Origin of the sequence: Rhodococcus sp. GA1 (genome assembly GCF_024321955.1) — a bacterium.
GTDB classification, from domain to species: domain Bacteria; phylum Actinomycetota; class Actinomycetes; order Mycobacteriales; family Mycobacteriaceae; genus Rhodococcus; species Rhodococcus pyridinivorans.
Genome location: NZ_CP097186.1, coordinates 2,001,780 through 2,015,313 on the forward strand (window position 1 = coordinate 2,001,780; position 13,534 = coordinate 2,015,313).

The window sequence follows — 13,534 nt, forward strand, 5'->3', positions numbered from 1 at the left end:
GTAATGTAGTTGCGCGGTCGGGGCGCCGATCCACGAGTCCGCGCATTGTGACGACGACCGCAGACCGCACAGGGGAAGGAAGTCCAGATGACCGAGTCGGCGCCGGCATCGACGCTGAGCGACACCATCGCTCGTCTGGCGCCCGGCACCGCGCTACGCGACGGTCTCGAACGCATCCTCCGCGGCCGCACGGGCGGCCTGATCGTCCTCGGTTTCGACGACAAGGTCGCCGAGCTGTGCGACGGCGGTTTCGAACTCGACGTCGAGTTCGCCCCCACCCGACTTCGGGAGCTGTCGAAGATGGACGGCGCCGTGGTCGTGTCCACCGACGGTTCGCGCATCGTGCGTGCCAACGTGCAACTCGTGCCCGATCCGAGCATCCCCACCGTGGAGTCCGGCACCCGGCACCGCGCCGCGGAACGCACCGCAATCCAGACCGGATATCCGGTGGTTTCGGTCAGCCAGTCGATGAGCATCGTCAGCGTGTACGTCGACGGTCGCCGCCACGTCATCAACGACTCCGCGACCATCCTGTCCCGGGCCAACCAGGCCGTCGCGACACTCGAGCGCTACAAGGCCCGACTCGACGAGGTGACCCGGCAGTTGTCCGTGGTCGAGATCGAGGACATCGTCACGCTGCGCGACGCGCTCACCGTGGCGCAGCGGCTCGAGATGATGCACCGCCTGTCCGTGGAGATCGAGCAGGACGTGCTCGAACTCGGGACCGACGGTCGCCAGCTGGCCCTCCAGCTCGAAGAACTCGTCGGCGACAACCAGCTCGCCCGGCAGCTCATCGTGCGGGACTATCTTGCGGGCGAGCACGTCCCCACCCAGCAGGAGGTCGAGCAGGCGCTCGAGCGTCTCGCACACCTGACCGACGTCGACCTGCTCGACCTGACGAGCCTCGCCCGCGCCTTCGGCTATTCGGGCACCATCGAGGCCCTCGACACCTCGATGAGTCCCCGCGGTTATCGCGTGCTCCATCGGGTGCCGCGCCTGCAGGCCCGGCAGATCAACCGGCTCGTAGGTGCGTTCGGCACACTGCAGGGCCTGCTCGCGGCCACCGCTGCCGATCTGCAGGCGGTCGACGGGGTCGGCGCCCTGTGGGCCCGGTACATCCGCGAGGGACTGTCGCGGCTCGCCGAAGCCGCGATCAACCACTACGACTGAACAACTACCGGACGAGCAGCAGGTCAGGGCGTGATGTTGAACGGCTCGGGCGCGCTGCGCAGGCCGCCGAGCTGCCCGACCACGGTGTACGCGCCGGGACCGACCGGTTCGCGCGGCGCCTGGCAGCCGGGCTCGGAGGTCGTCGCCGACCACTTGACGGAATAGGCGGCCTGGTCGCCCGGAGCGAGCGACCGGATGTCGGCGGTCGATTCGGGGAAGCAGTCGGTGTTCGCCCAGAGTCGCTCGTTGCCGTCGAGGCTGTAGACGAGCACCTGCTGAAGGCCCGCACCGAGGTCGCGTTCGCACTGCGACGTGCCGATGTTGGTGATGACGATCGTGAAATCGGGTTCGGAACCGACCCTGTAGTTCGGCTCGTCCGCCGTCACCCGCACGGCGAGCGACTGATCGGAGCACTGCCCCGGCGGAACCGGAGCAGCGGAGGTGGTGGCGGACGTGGACGTGTTGTCCTCGTCGTCCGCGTCCTCCGAGGCCGAATCCCCTGCACTACGCGTCCCGGACGAACCCGAGGATCCACCGCTCCGGGTGGTGCTCGCGGACGCCGCGTCGGCGGACGCATCGGCCGCCGTCGTGGTGGCGGAGGTCGTCACCTCCGCTGCTGCGGGTTCGGGATTCTGATCGGGGTCGTCGCCGCCGGTCAGCGCCACTACGAGCCAGATGACCAGAGCCAGCACGACCACCGAGACTCCGATCGCGAGAATGCGTCGTCGCCAGTAGATCTCGGGGGGCAGAGGACCGGTCGGTTCAAGCACGCCCCCCACGGTATGTGCCACAGGCTGCGCACGGCTACACCGCCGTCGGCGTGTCGCTGTGACCTGCAGTCACATCGTTGTGACCGCAGGTGCACCCGTCTTCAGTTGTCGGAGACCTCGCCGATGTCTCCGAAGTGGCCCCGCAGACTCACCTTGCCGTCCTCGAGCTTGTAGGTGACGCCCACGATGGCGCAGCGGCCGTCGGCGATGCGGTCGGCGATGATCCGCGAACGATCCGTGAGCAGCTTGCCCGTCTCGACGACGTGGCGCCCCTCGAGTTCGTCGACGGTGGACAGACCCTCGGCCCTGCCCATCAGGATCGAGGGAGCGACACGCTCGACGAGGCTGCGGATGTGGCCGCCCGGCACCGTGCCCTTGTCGAGGGCATCGATGGTCGCCGCCACGGCACCACAGCTGTCGTGACCGAGGATGACGATGAGCGGAACGTTGAGGATGTCGACTGCGTACTCGATGGAACCGAGGACGGAACTGTCGATGACGTGACCCGCGGTACGGACCACGAACATGTCGCCGAGCCCCTGGTCGAAGATGATCTCTGCGGCGACGCGGGAGTCTCCGCAGCCGAACAGCACGGCGGTGGGGTGCTGGCCGTTGACGAGTTCGGCGCGACGATCGATTCCCTGGCTCGGGTGCAGCGGCGTGTCGCTGACGAAACGATGATTACCCTCGGTCAGGGCTTTCCAGGCGGAGATGGGATTGGAGTTCGGCATGCGTACATTATTCACCTGCGCACATGTCCGATTTCGTTCGACATCTCCTCAGCGGATCCCCACACCCGACCCCGTGACCGGAGGAGACCCGAGATGTCCGTGGACGCACCGTCGTTGCTGCGCTGGTATGCCGCGCAGGCGCGCGACCTGCCGTGGCGCCGCGACGGGGTGACGGGCTGGCAGATCCTCATGTCCGAGGTCATGCTGCAGCAGACGCCGGTCGCCCGGGTCGCTCCGATCTGGGAGGAGTGGGTGCGGCGCTGGCCCGTGCCGTCCGCGATGGCCGCCTCGAGCCAGGCCGAGGTGCTGCGGGCGTGGGGCAAGCTCGGCTATCCGCGCCGCGCGCTGCGCCTGCACGAGTGCGCCGGCGTACTCGCCGCCGAGCACGACGACCGGGTTCCCGAGGACGTCGACGTCCTGCTGACCCTGCCCGGCGTCGGCGCTTACACCGCCCGCGCCGTGGCGTGCTTCGCATACGGGCAGCGTGTGCCGGTGGTGGACACGAACGTGCGTCGTGTCGTCGCCCGCGCCGTCCACGGTCGGGCGGAGCCAGGAAACCCTTCGACCACAAGGGATCTCGCCGACGTCGAGGCTATCCTTCCGCGTCAGCGTTCACGTGCGGCGACCTTCTCCGCGGCGCTGATGGAACTCGGTGCGACCGTGTGCACCGCTCGCACGCCCGACTGCGGACGCTGCCCGCTGCCCGAGTGCGCATGGGTACAGGCCGGGCGGCCCGCCCACGACGGACCACCCCGGAAGGTGCAGAAGTTCGCCGGCACCGACCGGCAGGTGCGCGGCCGGTTGATGGCGGTGCTGCGCGAGAGCAGCGTCCCGGTGGAGCGTCCCGTCCTCGACAGCGTATGGACCACGGATCCGGGCCAGCGCGACCGCGCCCTGCACTCACTGCTCGTGGACGGTCTCGTCGAGCAGACCGACGACGGCCGTTTCGCGCTCGCCGGCGAGGGATCGACCTCCTAGATCCGGCTTACCGACAGTGCTACTCGAGTCGGCTCGCCGACAGTGCTACTCGAGTCGGCTCGCCGACAGTGCTACTCGAGTCGGCTCGCCGACAGTGCTACTCGAGTCGGCTCGCCGACAGTGCGTGCGCGGTGAGGAAGTGTTCCACTGCGGTGCGGAACTCGTCGGGCCGGTCGTCGTGCACGAGATGCCCGGCGCCGTCGACGAGGACGTGGTCGGTGCCGGGTCGCGTCACCATCCGCCGCATCTGCCCCTCGGGGGTGATGGTGAACTCGCCTTCGAGCAGCAGCGCGGGCACGCGGATCGAGTTCCACTCGTCCCAGAAGTGCCGCGACCCCCACTCTTCCGAGATGTCGCGGAAGGTCTCGACCTCGCCGTGCAGATACCAGCCGTCATCGCGGCGGACGAACGAGTCGAGGAAGTAGCGACCCGCGACGGGCCCGAAGAAGTCGAACACCGCATCCCCGGTGGGGAACGGTTGCGGCCACTGCGCGATCATCGCCGCCCAGTTCGCGGCCGTGCGTCCCCGGAAGTCGGGCGCCATGTCCTCGAGCACCAGCGCGGTGACCCGCTCGGGATGGGTCGCAGCGAAGCACCACGCGTGCAGGGCACCCATCGAATGCCCGATCACGACGAGCGGTTCGGTGATCCCGGTGAGATGGGTTTCGAGATCGGCGACGAACGCCTCGGTGGTGAGTTCGTCGGGAGCGGGACGACCGTGACCAGCGGCGTCGAAGGTGTACACGTGTCCGTGTTCGCGCAGCCACGGCACGTGACGACGCCACGTGCGGGCGCTGCCCATGAGACCGTGCAACAGCAGGATGGGTCGTCCGGTTCCGCCCTCGTCGTGCAACACAATCGACCAAGTTAGCGGAGTAGGCTCTCGCGCATGGCAGTCGTGAAGATCAACGCAATCGAAGTTCCCGAAGGCGCCGGCCCCGAGCTGGAGAAGCGATTCGCCAATCGGGCGCACACCGTCGACAACTCCCCCGGCTTCCTGGGCTTCCAGCTGCTCCGCCCCACCGCGGGCGAGAACCGGTACTTCGTGGTGACTCAGTGGGAGTCCGAGGAGGACTTCGCCGCGTGGCGCGACGGCGACGCACGTGCTGCCCACGCGGGTGAGGCGAAGAAGCCCGTCGCGACCGGCGCATCGCTGCTCGAGTTCGAGGTCGTCCTCGACGTCAAGAAGTCCTGAGATGTCCGCGTCCGGCGGGTCCGGGCGTGAGTTCACCTATACGGAGGTGGGAGCGAGCCTGCGTGCCTTCCGGGACGAGGCACCGCTCCCCTCCGGTTATCGACATCTGAGGGTCGAGAGCGAACTGGGCCGCGGCGACACCGTGTTCGAGGTCGCCGCTGCCCAGTTGTTCTCGTGGGACATGCACCGCGGCGCGGGCATACGGATCCCGCCCGGCACGCCCCTCGCAGTACCCGGCGTCGAAGTGGATCTCGGCTTCGGTCTCGGACCGGTGCGCGCGTCGGCGCGGTGCCGCGTGATCGAGATCGTCGACACCCCGGACATACGCGGGTTCACCTACGGCACACTCCCCGGTCATCCCGCCAGCGGCGAGGAGACCTTCGTCGTCGAGCGCACCGTGGACGGACGGGTGCGGGGAACGGTGCTCGCGTTCTCCCGCCCCGCTCGCTGGTACACGAAGCTGGCCGGTCCCGTCGGGCACCTGCTCCAGCAGCAGATCGCGCGACGTTATCTCGCGGCACTCACAGCTTGACCGTCACATCGTCGACGGCCCTGCGCAGGAACTGACGGAAGACGTCCACAGGCTGCGCACCCGACACCGCGACGGCGCGGTTGGCCACGAAGAACGGCACCCCCTGCACGCCGATCCGTCGCGCGTCGAAGAGATCGGCGGTCACGGCGTCGGCCGCCGCTTCACCGGCGGGATCGTCGCCGTCGAGCGCCGCGCGCGTCGACTCCGGATCGAGCCCGACCTCGGCGGCGACCTTCACGAGGACATCCACATCGTCGATCACCTCGCCGTCGACGAAATGCGCACGGAACAACGCTTCGAGCACCTCGTCGCGCTTGTCGCCCGCCAGATGCACGAGTCGGTGCGCATCGAAGGTGTTGGCGGCGACGACGTTGTCGAAGTCGATCTCGAGTCCAACGTCGGCAGCGGTGTCCGAGACCTGCGCGAACATCTGCCTGACCTGCTCGGCCGGCATCCCCTTCATCGCGACGAGCGCCTCCACCTCGGGGACCCGTCGCCCGACCGGCGTGTCGGGCGAGAGCTGGTACGACCTCCAGGTGACCTCGATCCGGTCGCGGTCGTCGAAGGACTCGAGGGCCTCCGCGAAGCGCCGCTTGCCGATGTAGCACCAGGGGCAGGCGATGTCGGACCAGATCTCGATGTGAGCGGTGGGGAGAAGTACGTCAGGCATGCTCATATTCGATTACAACCCGGCCCTGACGTGCTCTGTTCCCGGCCGATCGGTCCACGAACCCGTCAGCTCTCGAGCGCGGCGTCCAGGGAGATCTCGACGCCGGTGAGTGCCTTGCTCACAGGGCATCCGGCCTTCGCGTCCTCCGCGGCCTTGACGAAGCCGTCGGCGTCGAGGCCGTCGACCTCGCCCCGCACCTTCAACCGGATTCCGGTGAGTCGAAATCCGCCCGCCGGATCGGGCCCCAGCGAGACGTCGGCGGTGACCTCGAGGCTCTGCGGCGTGCCGCCCGCCTCCGCGATCAGCGCGGACAACTGCATCGCGAAGCACGACGAGTGTGCGGCGGCGATGAGCTCCTCGGGGCTGGTGGTGCCGTCCGCGTTCTCCGCCGAGCGTTTCGGGAACGACACGTCGAACGTGCCACGGCCCGAGCTGGTGAGCTCCACCTGACCGGAGCCCTTCTGCAGATCCCCGTTCCATGCGGTCCGTGCGGTACGAGTGGGCATGACCTCTCCTTCTCTGGGTGCGACAGCACTGCATGCGACAGTGCTTCACGAAGACAGTGCTTCACGAACCACACTTGCAGAGTCGTCGTGCTGGCGAGGGCCGTTCGCGCCAGAGCGTTCCTGATGTCCGGATCAGGCCGATCGCGCCCTGAGTTCGCGGTCGCGCTCACGGATCGACTGCACGGCTCCGTCCCGTTCGTGAGGCCGCACCTCGAGCCGCCGCTTCACCTCTGCGATCTCCCGCATACGCTCGGCGTGACCCCGCCGGGCGGCGCGTCCGGCGCCTCCGGGCACCAGGACATTCAGGCGGTCGCGTAGGAGGTTGCGCGCGAACCACACCGGGTACAGCGCGGCCTCGGTGAGAGCGGCGGACGAGTCGTCGGGGTCGACCGCCGACCAGACCGCCAGCCAGATCAGACGCAGAGGGTAGCTGGCCGGGAAAGCGATGGCGGTGGTGAACGCCATGAGGGTGCTCACAGGATCGGCTTCGGTGCGAGTCGATCGGTTCGGTCGTGCAGGTGGGCAGTCGACGATGCATCGATCGTCACGTTTCCTCCTCGTCCGGATTCGGGGACCGACCATGACGAGGATTCCACAATTAGTACACACTTAATTCCGGAATTGTTCGATTCCTGAAGTCTGGTCGTGTTGTGCCACACTCGACGATGTGTCCGAGCCCGAAGCCACCCGCGCGTATCGCGGCGTCGCCCCGGCCGACCGGCGCGCCGAACGCCGCAAGCGTCTCCAGAACGCGGTGATAGACGTCGTCGCCGACGAGGGCTGGTCGGCGACGACGGTACGGAAGGTCGCGGCCACCGCGGGAGTCGGCCCGCGCTTCTTCTACGAAAGCTTCACCGACATGACCGACCTCGTCACCACCGCCTACGACGAGCTCGGCGCGACCCTGCTCGAACGCGCCGTCGACGCCATCGCGGCGGCCCCCGACGAGCTGCACGCCAAGGCACGCGCCGCGGTGGGAGCGATCGTCGGCGCCGTCGAACGCAACCCCCAGCAGGGTCGCTTCCTCATCTCCGACGCGCCCCCGCTCGCCGAGCGGAAGAGCGCGTTCATCCGGTCCGCCGCCGACGAACTCGCCAAGCAGAGCGACGCGGTGGGCACCCGCCTCGACTCCCGGCAGGCCGAACTGCGTGCGGTGGTCGTCATGGCCGGCGCCGTCGAGCTCGTCCGCGGCTGGCTCGACGGCACGCTCGACATCCGTCCCGACGAACTCACCGAGATCGTCGCCAGCACCCTGTCGACACTCACCGCGCACATGCCGACCATCGGCAGATAAGCAGGCGGCAAGGTCGGCCGCGACCCGCGGCAGGGCAGATCGGCCGGAAAGAAGATCTCTGCTCAGCCCTGCACCGCGGCAGACAACCCGCTCAGAGCCTGGTCGACGTGGGCGGGCCACTCCCGGGCGTCGATCCGATGCACGCCCGCCTCCCCCGCGAACGCACTCGAGACCACCACATCGGGTTCCGTCTTCGCCAGCAGGCGCAGACTGTCGGCGAGCACACGGGCGTCGCTCATCCCCTCGATGTAGCCGGCCCGCCACGTCCCCGAAGCACCGCGATACAGCGTGTCGCCGGTGAACAGGTAGCGGGTCCCGTCCGCGCCGGGCACCAGATAGCAGGTGCTGCCCACCGTGTGCCCGGGTGTCGGAACGATCTCCACCCCGTTGTCGTCCACATGACGTTCCGTCAGCGGGACGTCGATGCGGGCGTGCCGGCCGACCACGTCGGCCTCCGCCGCTGCCGCGTGGAGTCTCGGCCCGAAGCGCTCGGCGATCCTGCCGAGCATCGGACCGGCCTCGTCCTGGTGGGACAGGTACTGATCGGTGATCCCCCCGAGGCGGTCCAGTTCGTCGAAATCGGCCTCACCCGCGACCGAGTAGAAGAGCACGTTGTTCGTCCCGGTCCACAGATAGGCGTGCGTCCTCAGCCCCGGGAACGGATTGTCCTCCTGCGTCTCCCACAGATCGGGCAGTACTTGCCGCATCGCGGTACCTCCTGGTCGTCGTCCGGTCACCACCACCGTGCAACCTCGAGCCGACTGAAGGTCAAGTGCGTCGGACGACGGGAGGGGCGACACCCTCTCGGGTGCCGCCCCTCTCGGTACAGCAGGTGCCTGCTCTCACAGGCAGCAACACGTGCCCGCTCCCACAGGCAGCGGACGCTTATCCGGCTTCGGACTCGCCCTCGCTGGACTTGGCCAGCGCGACCGCCGGGGTGTCCGGGACCTCGGCCGGCTTCTCGCTCGGCGTGAACGTGAACTTCGCGTTCTCGCCGGCGCCCTCGCCGTCCCAGCCCTCGACGTCGACGAGGACGATCTGGCCTGCGCCGATCTCGCCGAACAGGATCTTCTCGGAGAGCTGATCCTCGATCTCGCGCTGGATCGTGCGACGCAGCGGACGTGCGCCGAGCACCGGGTCGAAGCCGCGCTTGGCGAGCAGCGACTTCGCCTTCTCGGTGAGCTCGATACCCATGTCCTTGTTCTTCAGCTGCGTCTCCACACGTCCGACCATCAGGTCGACCATCTGGATGATCTGATCCTGCGTGAGCTGGTGGAAGACGATGATGTCGTCGATACGGTTGAGGAACTCGGGCCGGAAGTGCTTCTTCAGCTCGTCGTGGACCTTGTTCTTCATCCGCTCGTAGTTCGACGCCTCGCCCGTTCCGGCCGAGAAGCCGAGCCCCACGGCCTTCGAGATGTCGGCGGTGCCCAGGTTCGACGTGAAGATCAGCACGGTGTTCTTGAAGTCGACCGTGCGTCCCTGGCCATCGGTGAGGCGACCGTCCTCGAGGACCTGCAGGAGGGTGTTGTAGATCTCCTGGTGGGCCTTCTCGATCTCGTCGAACAGAACCACGGAGAACGGCTTGCGGCGCACCTTCTCGGTGAGCTGGCCGCCCTCTTCGTAGCCGACGTAGCCGGGAGGAGCACCGAACAGGCGCGACGCGGTGAAGCGGTCGTGGAACTCGCCCATGTCGATCTGGATGAGCGCGTCGTCCTCGCCGAACAGGAAGTTCGCGAGCGCCTTGGACAGCTCCGTCTTACCCACACCGGACGGGCCGGCGAAGATGAACGAACCGGACGGACGCTTCGGGTCCTTCAGGCCGGCACGCGTACGACGGATCGCCTTGGCGACGGCCTTGACGGCGTCCTCCTGGCCGATGATCCGCTTGTGCAGCTCGTCCTCCATGCGGAGCAGACGCGTGGTCTCCTCCTCGGTGAGCTTGAACACCGGGATACCGGTCCAGTTGGCGAGGACCTCGGCGATCTGCTCCTCGTCGACCTCGGCGATGACGTCGAGATCGCCCGCACGCCACTGCTTCTCGCGCTCGGCACGCTGCGCGACGAGCTGCTTCTCCTTGTCGCGCAGGCTCGCGGCCTTCTCGAAGTCCTGCGCGTCGATCGCCGATTCCTTCTCGCGACGGGCGTCGGCGATCTTGTCGTCGAACTCGCGCAGGTCCGGCGGCGCGGTCATGCGACGGATGCGCATGCGGGCACCGGCCTCGTCGATGAGGTCGATCGCCTTGTCCGGCAGGAAGCGGTCGTTGATGTAGCGGTCGGCGAGAGTGGCCGACGCGACGAGCGCCTTGTCGGTGATCGAGACGCGGTGGTGCGCCTCGTAGCGGTCGCGCAGACCCTTCAGGATCTCGATGGTGTGCTCCACCGTCGGCTCCCCGACCTGCACCGGCTGGAAGCGGCGCTCGAGAGCGGCGTCCTTCTCGATGTACTTGCGGTACTCGTCGAGGGTCGTCGCGCCGATGGTCTGCAGCTCACCGCGGGCGAGCTTGGGCTTGAGGATCGACGCAGCGTCGATCGCGCCCTCGGCAGCACCGGCACCGACGAGCGTATGCAGCTCGTCGATGAACAGGATGATGTCGCCGCGGCTGTTGATCTCCTTGAGGACCTTCTTCAGGCGTTCCTCGAAATCGCCGCGGTAACGGCTGCCGGCGACGAGCGAGCCCAGGTCGAGCGTGTAGAGCTGCTTGTCCTTGAGGGTCTCGGGGACTTCACCGTTGACGATGGCCTGCGCGAGGCCCTCGACGACGGCGGTCTTGCCGACACCCGGCTCGCCGATGAGCACCGGGTTGTTCTTCGTACGACGCGACAGCACCTGCATGACGCGCTCGATCTCCTTCGCCCGGCCGATGACCGGGTCGAGCTTGCCTTCGAGAGCTGCCTGCGTGAGGTTGCGGCCGAACTGGTCCAGGACGAGCGACGTGGACGGAGTGCCGGTCTCGCCACGGCTCGTGCCGGATTCTGCGGGCTCCTTGCCCTGGTAACCGGACAGCAGCTGGATGACCTGCTGACGCACCCGGTTGAGGTCGGCGCCGAGCTTGACGAGCACCTGCGCCGCCACGCCCTCACCCTCGCGGATGAGACCGAGCAGGATGTGTTCGGTACCGATGTAGTTGTGTCCGAGCTGGAGCGCTTCGCGAAGGCTCAGCTCGAGGACCTTCTTGGCACGAGGAGTGAAGGGAATGTGCCCCGAGGGCGCCTGCTGACCCTGGCCGATGATCTCTTCGACCTGGCTGCGCACACCTTCGAGGGAGATACCCAACGACTCGAGCGACTTCGCCGCCACACCCTCACCCTCGTGGATGAGGCCGAGGAGGATGTGCTCCGTGCCGATGTAGTTGTGGTTGAGCATCCTGGCCTCTTCTTGAGCCAGGACAACGACGCGCCGCGCGCGATCGGTGAACCTTTCGAACATCGCACTCCCTCACACTCTCCGGCCGCCGGTCCGGTACGCCGATCGTCCCGCACCCTGCTGCCGCTCTTAAGCTCCGGCACTCGAGTCGTTCGTCGGAACCTTTCAGAGGTTCCAAGCTCCCACTCCACACTCTAGTGGCCGTGGTATCGACTCGCTTTCCCTCTACCCTTCGGAAGGCGGCGAGAAAACCCGGTTTCAGAAGTCAACGCTGCACGTGGCGGATACGTTTCCGCAAGCTGTACGCCACAAGCGAACAGAGGCTGTGGGGATCAACGGGCGAAGAATCGCTCGATCCTGCGTCCGAAGCTCCGCGAGGCGCGTTCGGGATCGGCCAGAGCACTTTCTGCGAGGACACTGTCCTCGTCCGACACCGTACCCGGTTCGAACGGCCGCAGCGAACGTCCCGGACCGCGCAACCGTTCGATGACGGAGATGAGCGAACCACCGTCCTTCGTGGCCTCCGCGATCACCTCGGGGTCGACGTCGAGATGTTCCGCCACCAGGATGTTGCGCAGCTCGACGGCGGCGCGGCCGACCGCGTCCCCGGGTTCGGCGGACTCGATGGCCAGGTCGCATTCGGTGTCGAAGCCCATCGAACGGTTGTTCAGGTTCGACGACCCGATCCGCAGCAACGTCTCGTCCATGACGACGACCTTCGCGTGCACGTAGATCGACTCCCCGCCGGCGGTGACGGGATAGTAGGCGGCGAAACGGCCGTGCACGTCGGCCTCCCACAGCATGTGCAGCAGGGCCCGCCGGGCACCGTCCATGGCCTTGCGTTCGAGCCAGCCGTCGGCGTTGCGTGGGATCACCACCACGATCTCGGGGCCGTCCGGTTCCTGCAGTCGCTCGGCGAGAGCCTCCGCGATCCTGCGCGAAGCGAGGTACTGGCTCTCGAGGTAGAGAGTGTGCCGCGCCTTCTCGATCACCGACAGGTACAGCGCCTCGATCTCGTGGACGCCGTCCTTCCCGTCGTAGGCGGGCAGCGTGCGCGCGATGCCCACGTCCACACCGCGGAGGGTCGGCTCGAGATCGTCGGGCCAGATCGGCTCCGGCTCCGGCACGGGATCGAGCTCCTCCCCCGTGGCCGCCTTCCACCGGGCGCGGGCCTGGTCACCGAGGGCCCGCGCGGCGTCGCCGTCGACGGCGGTCGTCACGTCGTGCCACGGTCCGTAGCGTTTACCGCTCGGCTCCCGCCGGTATTTGCTCCGGTCCGGATGATCCGGGGTGTCCCAGCGGTCGACGGTCATATCGATACCGCCACAGAAAGCGATGCTGTCGTCGACGACGAGAATTTTCTGATGGTGCGCCGCGCCCACGGGATGCGCCCCGTCGATTTCGAAGTGCAGGCTCGGGTCGGTGAGCCAATCGAGCACGAACACCGGCGTCATTCCGCGTGCGAGGGCACTGAACGCACCGATGTTCCACTTGAGCAGATAAATATCGAGACCGGGTCGACGTTCGGGAAGCCATTCGAGGAATTCACCGAGTTTGTTCGGTCCCTCGAGAGTTGCACCCTCGGGTTCGAACTTGATCCGGGTGTCGAAATCCCACCCGATCAGCATGATGCGTTTTTCCGCCCGGAGCATCGCCGCCTTGGCGTGACGGAAATAGTCGGCGGCGTCGACTATGCAGGTCAACCTCTCCGCTCGCGCAATTCGCCAGCAGGTGGAACCTGGTTCGAGCACGGTCTCGGCCATGAGCGGATGCTACTCCCCGACCGCATCGTGCCGGGTCGTCCGCACGATCGACGTGTGTGACAGGCGCCACTGTGCCACAACCCAACCCGTCCACCGACGACTGTGGGGCGCCGTCCACGGATGGACGACGCCCCACGGACGAGGATTCGTCAGTGCGCTTTGTTGTACGCTTCGACGATCTCCGCAGAGATTCGGCCACGGGCCGACACCGGCAGATCGTTGTTCCGTGCCCATTCACGGATAGCGGCCGTCTGTTCGCGACCGGCACTTCCGGATCCGCTCTTGCGCGCAGCCGGCGCAGTTCCGGCAGCGGTCTTGCTCCGCTTGCGGCCGCCGACCTTACGAGCGTGTTCGATCCAGAATTCCAACTGCTCGCGCAGCCGTGCCGCATTGTCCTCGGAAAGGTCGATCTCGTACGTCACTCCGTCGAGACCGAACTCCACCGATTCGTCCGCCGCCGACTCCTGATCCACATCGTCGATCAGGGTGACAGTGACTTTTTTCGCCATGTGGTGTAAATCCTCTCAAATGCGCTTCCCCCCGCGGGACGGGCACCACA

The 13,534-nt window shown here is 67.3% G+C and carries 15 protein-coding genes; 5 read left to right on the forward strand and 10 right to left on the reverse strand.

The window, feature by feature from the left end; all coding sequences use genetic code 11:
- Positions 1 to 87 precede the first annotated feature (87 nt).
- A complete protein-coding gene (disA, locus tag M3330_RS09375) occupies positions 88 to 1,170 on the forward strand; it encodes a DNA integrity scanning diadenylate cyclase DisA (RefSeq protein WP_006550490.1) in 1,083 nt (360 codons plus the stop codon).
- A gap of 23 nt (positions 1,171 to 1,193) precedes the next feature.
- On the opposite strand, the gene M3330_RS09380 is transcribed toward disA, so the two are convergent.
- Both M3330_RS09380 and M3330_RS09385 read right to left on the reverse strand, forming a co-directional pair.
- Positions 1,194 to 1,940, reverse strand: coding sequence for a hypothetical protein (locus M3330_RS09380; protein WP_006550491.1), 747 nt, complete (start codon positions 1,938 to 1,940; stop codon positions 1,194 to 1,196).
- A gap of 101 nt (positions 1,941 to 2,041) precedes the next feature.
- Complete coding sequence (locus M3330_RS09385) at positions 2,042 to 2,671, reverse strand: carbonic anhydrase (protein WP_019290184.1); 630 nt, start codon at positions 2,669 to 2,671, stop codon at positions 2,042 to 2,044.
- A gap of 93 nt (positions 2,672 to 2,764) precedes the next feature.
- On the opposite strand from M3330_RS09385, the gene M3330_RS09390 reads away from it, so the two are divergent.
- On the forward strand, positions 2,765 to 3,649 hold the full coding sequence (locus tag M3330_RS09390) for an A/G-specific adenine glycosylase (RefSeq protein WP_019290185.1): 885 nt from the start codon (positions 2,765 to 2,767) through the stop codon (positions 3,647 to 3,649).
- A gap of 97 nt (positions 3,650 to 3,746) precedes the next feature.
- On the opposite strand, the gene M3330_RS09395 is transcribed toward M3330_RS09390, so the two are convergent.
- On the reverse strand, positions 3,747 to 4,505 hold the full coding sequence (locus tag M3330_RS09395; RefSeq protein ID WP_006550494.1) for an alpha/beta fold hydrolase: 759 nt from the start codon (positions 4,503 to 4,505) through the stop codon (positions 3,747 to 3,749).
- A 33-nt stretch (positions 4,506 to 4,538) separates the two neighbouring features.
- Here M3330_RS09395 and M3330_RS09400 point away from each other — a divergent pair, with 33 nt between their 5' ends.
- A complete protein-coding gene (locus tag M3330_RS09400; RefSeq protein WP_006550495.1) occupies positions 4,539 to 4,844 on the forward strand; it encodes an antibiotic biosynthesis monooxygenase in 306 nt (101 codons plus the stop codon).
- A gap of 1 nt (position 4,845) precedes the next feature.
- Positions 4,846 to 5,376 carry a DUF1990 family protein gene (locus M3330_RS09405; protein ID WP_219129873.1) on the forward strand — a complete coding sequence of 177 codons (531 nt, stop codon included), beginning with the start codon at positions 4,846 to 4,848 and terminating at the stop codon, positions 5,374 to 5,376.
- On the opposite strand, the gene M3330_RS09410 is transcribed toward M3330_RS09405, so the two are convergent.
- From M3330_RS09410 to M3330_RS09420, 3 genes are all read right to left on the reverse strand, one after another.
- Complete coding sequence (locus M3330_RS09410) at positions 5,366 to 6,052, reverse strand: DsbA family protein (protein ID WP_024102852.1); 687 nt, start codon at positions 6,050 to 6,052, stop codon at positions 5,366 to 5,368. The two genes, M3330_RS09405 and M3330_RS09410, sit on opposite strands and share 11 nt — an antisense overlap.
- 59 nt (positions 6,053 to 6,111) lie before the next feature.
- Positions 6,112 to 6,552 carry an OsmC family protein gene (locus M3330_RS09415; RefSeq protein WP_006550498.1) on the reverse strand — a complete coding sequence of 147 codons (441 nt, stop codon included), beginning with the start codon at positions 6,550 to 6,552 and terminating at the stop codon, positions 6,112 to 6,114.
- Positions 6,553 to 6,684: 132 nt separating this feature from the next.
- The gene (locus tag M3330_RS09420) at positions 6,685 to 7,029 is read right to left on the reverse strand and encodes a hypothetical protein (protein WP_219129872.1); all 345 of its coding nucleotides are present in this window, start codon (positions 7,027 to 7,029) and stop codon (positions 6,685 to 6,687) included.
- A gap of 190 nt (positions 7,030 to 7,219) precedes the next feature.
- Here M3330_RS09420 and M3330_RS09425 point away from each other — a divergent pair, with 190 nt between their 5' ends.
- Entirely contained in the window at positions 7,220 to 7,846 is a 627-nt protein-coding gene (locus M3330_RS09425; protein WP_024102849.1) for a TetR/AcrR family transcriptional regulator, read from the forward strand.
- A 62-nt stretch (positions 7,847 to 7,908) separates the two neighbouring features.
- On the opposite strand, the gene M3330_RS09430 is transcribed toward M3330_RS09425, so the two are convergent.
- From M3330_RS09430 to M3330_RS09445, 4 genes are all read right to left on the reverse strand, one after another.
- Positions 7,909 to 8,553, reverse strand: coding sequence for an MBL fold metallo-hydrolase (locus M3330_RS09430; protein ID WP_006550501.1), 645 nt, complete (start codon positions 8,551 to 8,553; stop codon positions 7,909 to 7,911).
- A 178-nt stretch (positions 8,554 to 8,731) separates the two neighbouring features.
- A complete protein-coding gene (locus M3330_RS09435) occupies positions 8,732 to 11,275 on the reverse strand; it encodes an ATP-dependent Clp protease ATP-binding subunit (RefSeq protein ID WP_006550502.1) in 2,544 nt (847 codons plus the stop codon).
- A 269-nt stretch (positions 11,276 to 11,544) separates the two neighbouring features.
- Complete coding sequence (locus M3330_RS09440; protein ID WP_255028558.1) at positions 11,545 to 12,975, reverse strand: phospholipase D-like domain-containing protein; 1,431 nt, start codon at positions 12,973 to 12,975, stop codon at positions 11,545 to 11,547.
- 149 nt (positions 12,976 to 13,124) lie between these two features.
- The gene (locus M3330_RS09445; RefSeq protein ID WP_006550504.1) at positions 13,125 to 13,484 is read right to left on the reverse strand and encodes an Lsr2 family protein; all 360 of its coding nucleotides are present in this window, start codon (positions 13,482 to 13,484) and stop codon (positions 13,125 to 13,127) included.
- Positions 13,485 to 13,534: the final 50 nt, after the last annotated feature.

Bases quoted from the DNA above. Each gene is read 5' to 3' on its own strand.
- disA (WP_006550490.1), top strand. From the start codon at position 88: ATGACCGAGTCGGCGCCGGCATCGACGCTGAGCGACACCATCGCTCGT.
- M3330_RS09385 (WP_019290184.1), bottom strand. From the start codon at position 2,671: ATGCCGAACTCCAATCCCATCTCCGCCTGGAAAGCCCTGACCGAGGGT.
- M3330_RS09390 (WP_019290185.1), top strand. From the start codon at position 2,765: ATGTCCGTGGACGCACCGTCGTTGCTGCGCTGGTATGCCGCGCAGGCG.
- M3330_RS09400 (WP_006550495.1), top strand. From the start codon at position 4,539: ATGGCAGTCGTGAAGATCAACGCAATCGAAGTTCCCGAAGGCGCCGGC.
- M3330_RS09405 (WP_219129873.1), top strand. From the start codon at position 4,846: ATGTCCGCGTCCGGCGGGTCCGGGCGTGAGTTCACCTATACGGAGGTG.
- M3330_RS09410 (WP_024102852.1), bottom strand. From the start codon at position 6,052: ATGAGCATGCCTGACGTACTTCTCCCCACCGCTCACATCGAGATCTGG.
- M3330_RS09415 (WP_006550498.1), bottom strand. From the start codon at position 6,552: ATGCCCACTCGTACCGCACGGACCGCATGGAACGGGGATCTGCAGAAG.
- M3330_RS09430 (WP_006550501.1), bottom strand. From the start codon at position 8,553: ATGCGGCAAGTACTGCCCGATCTGTGGGAGACGCAGGAGGACAATCCG.
- M3330_RS09435 (WP_006550502.1), bottom strand. From the start codon at position 11,275: ATGTTCGAAAGGTTCACCGATCGCGCGCGGCGCGTCGTTGTCCTGGCT.
- M3330_RS09440 (WP_255028558.1), bottom strand. From the start codon at position 12,975: ATGGCCGAGACCGTGCTCGAACCAGGTTCCACCTGCTGGCGAATTGCG.
- M3330_RS09445 (WP_006550504.1), bottom strand. From the start codon at position 13,484: ATGGCGAAAAAAGTCACTGTCACCCTGATCGACGATGTGGATCAGGAG.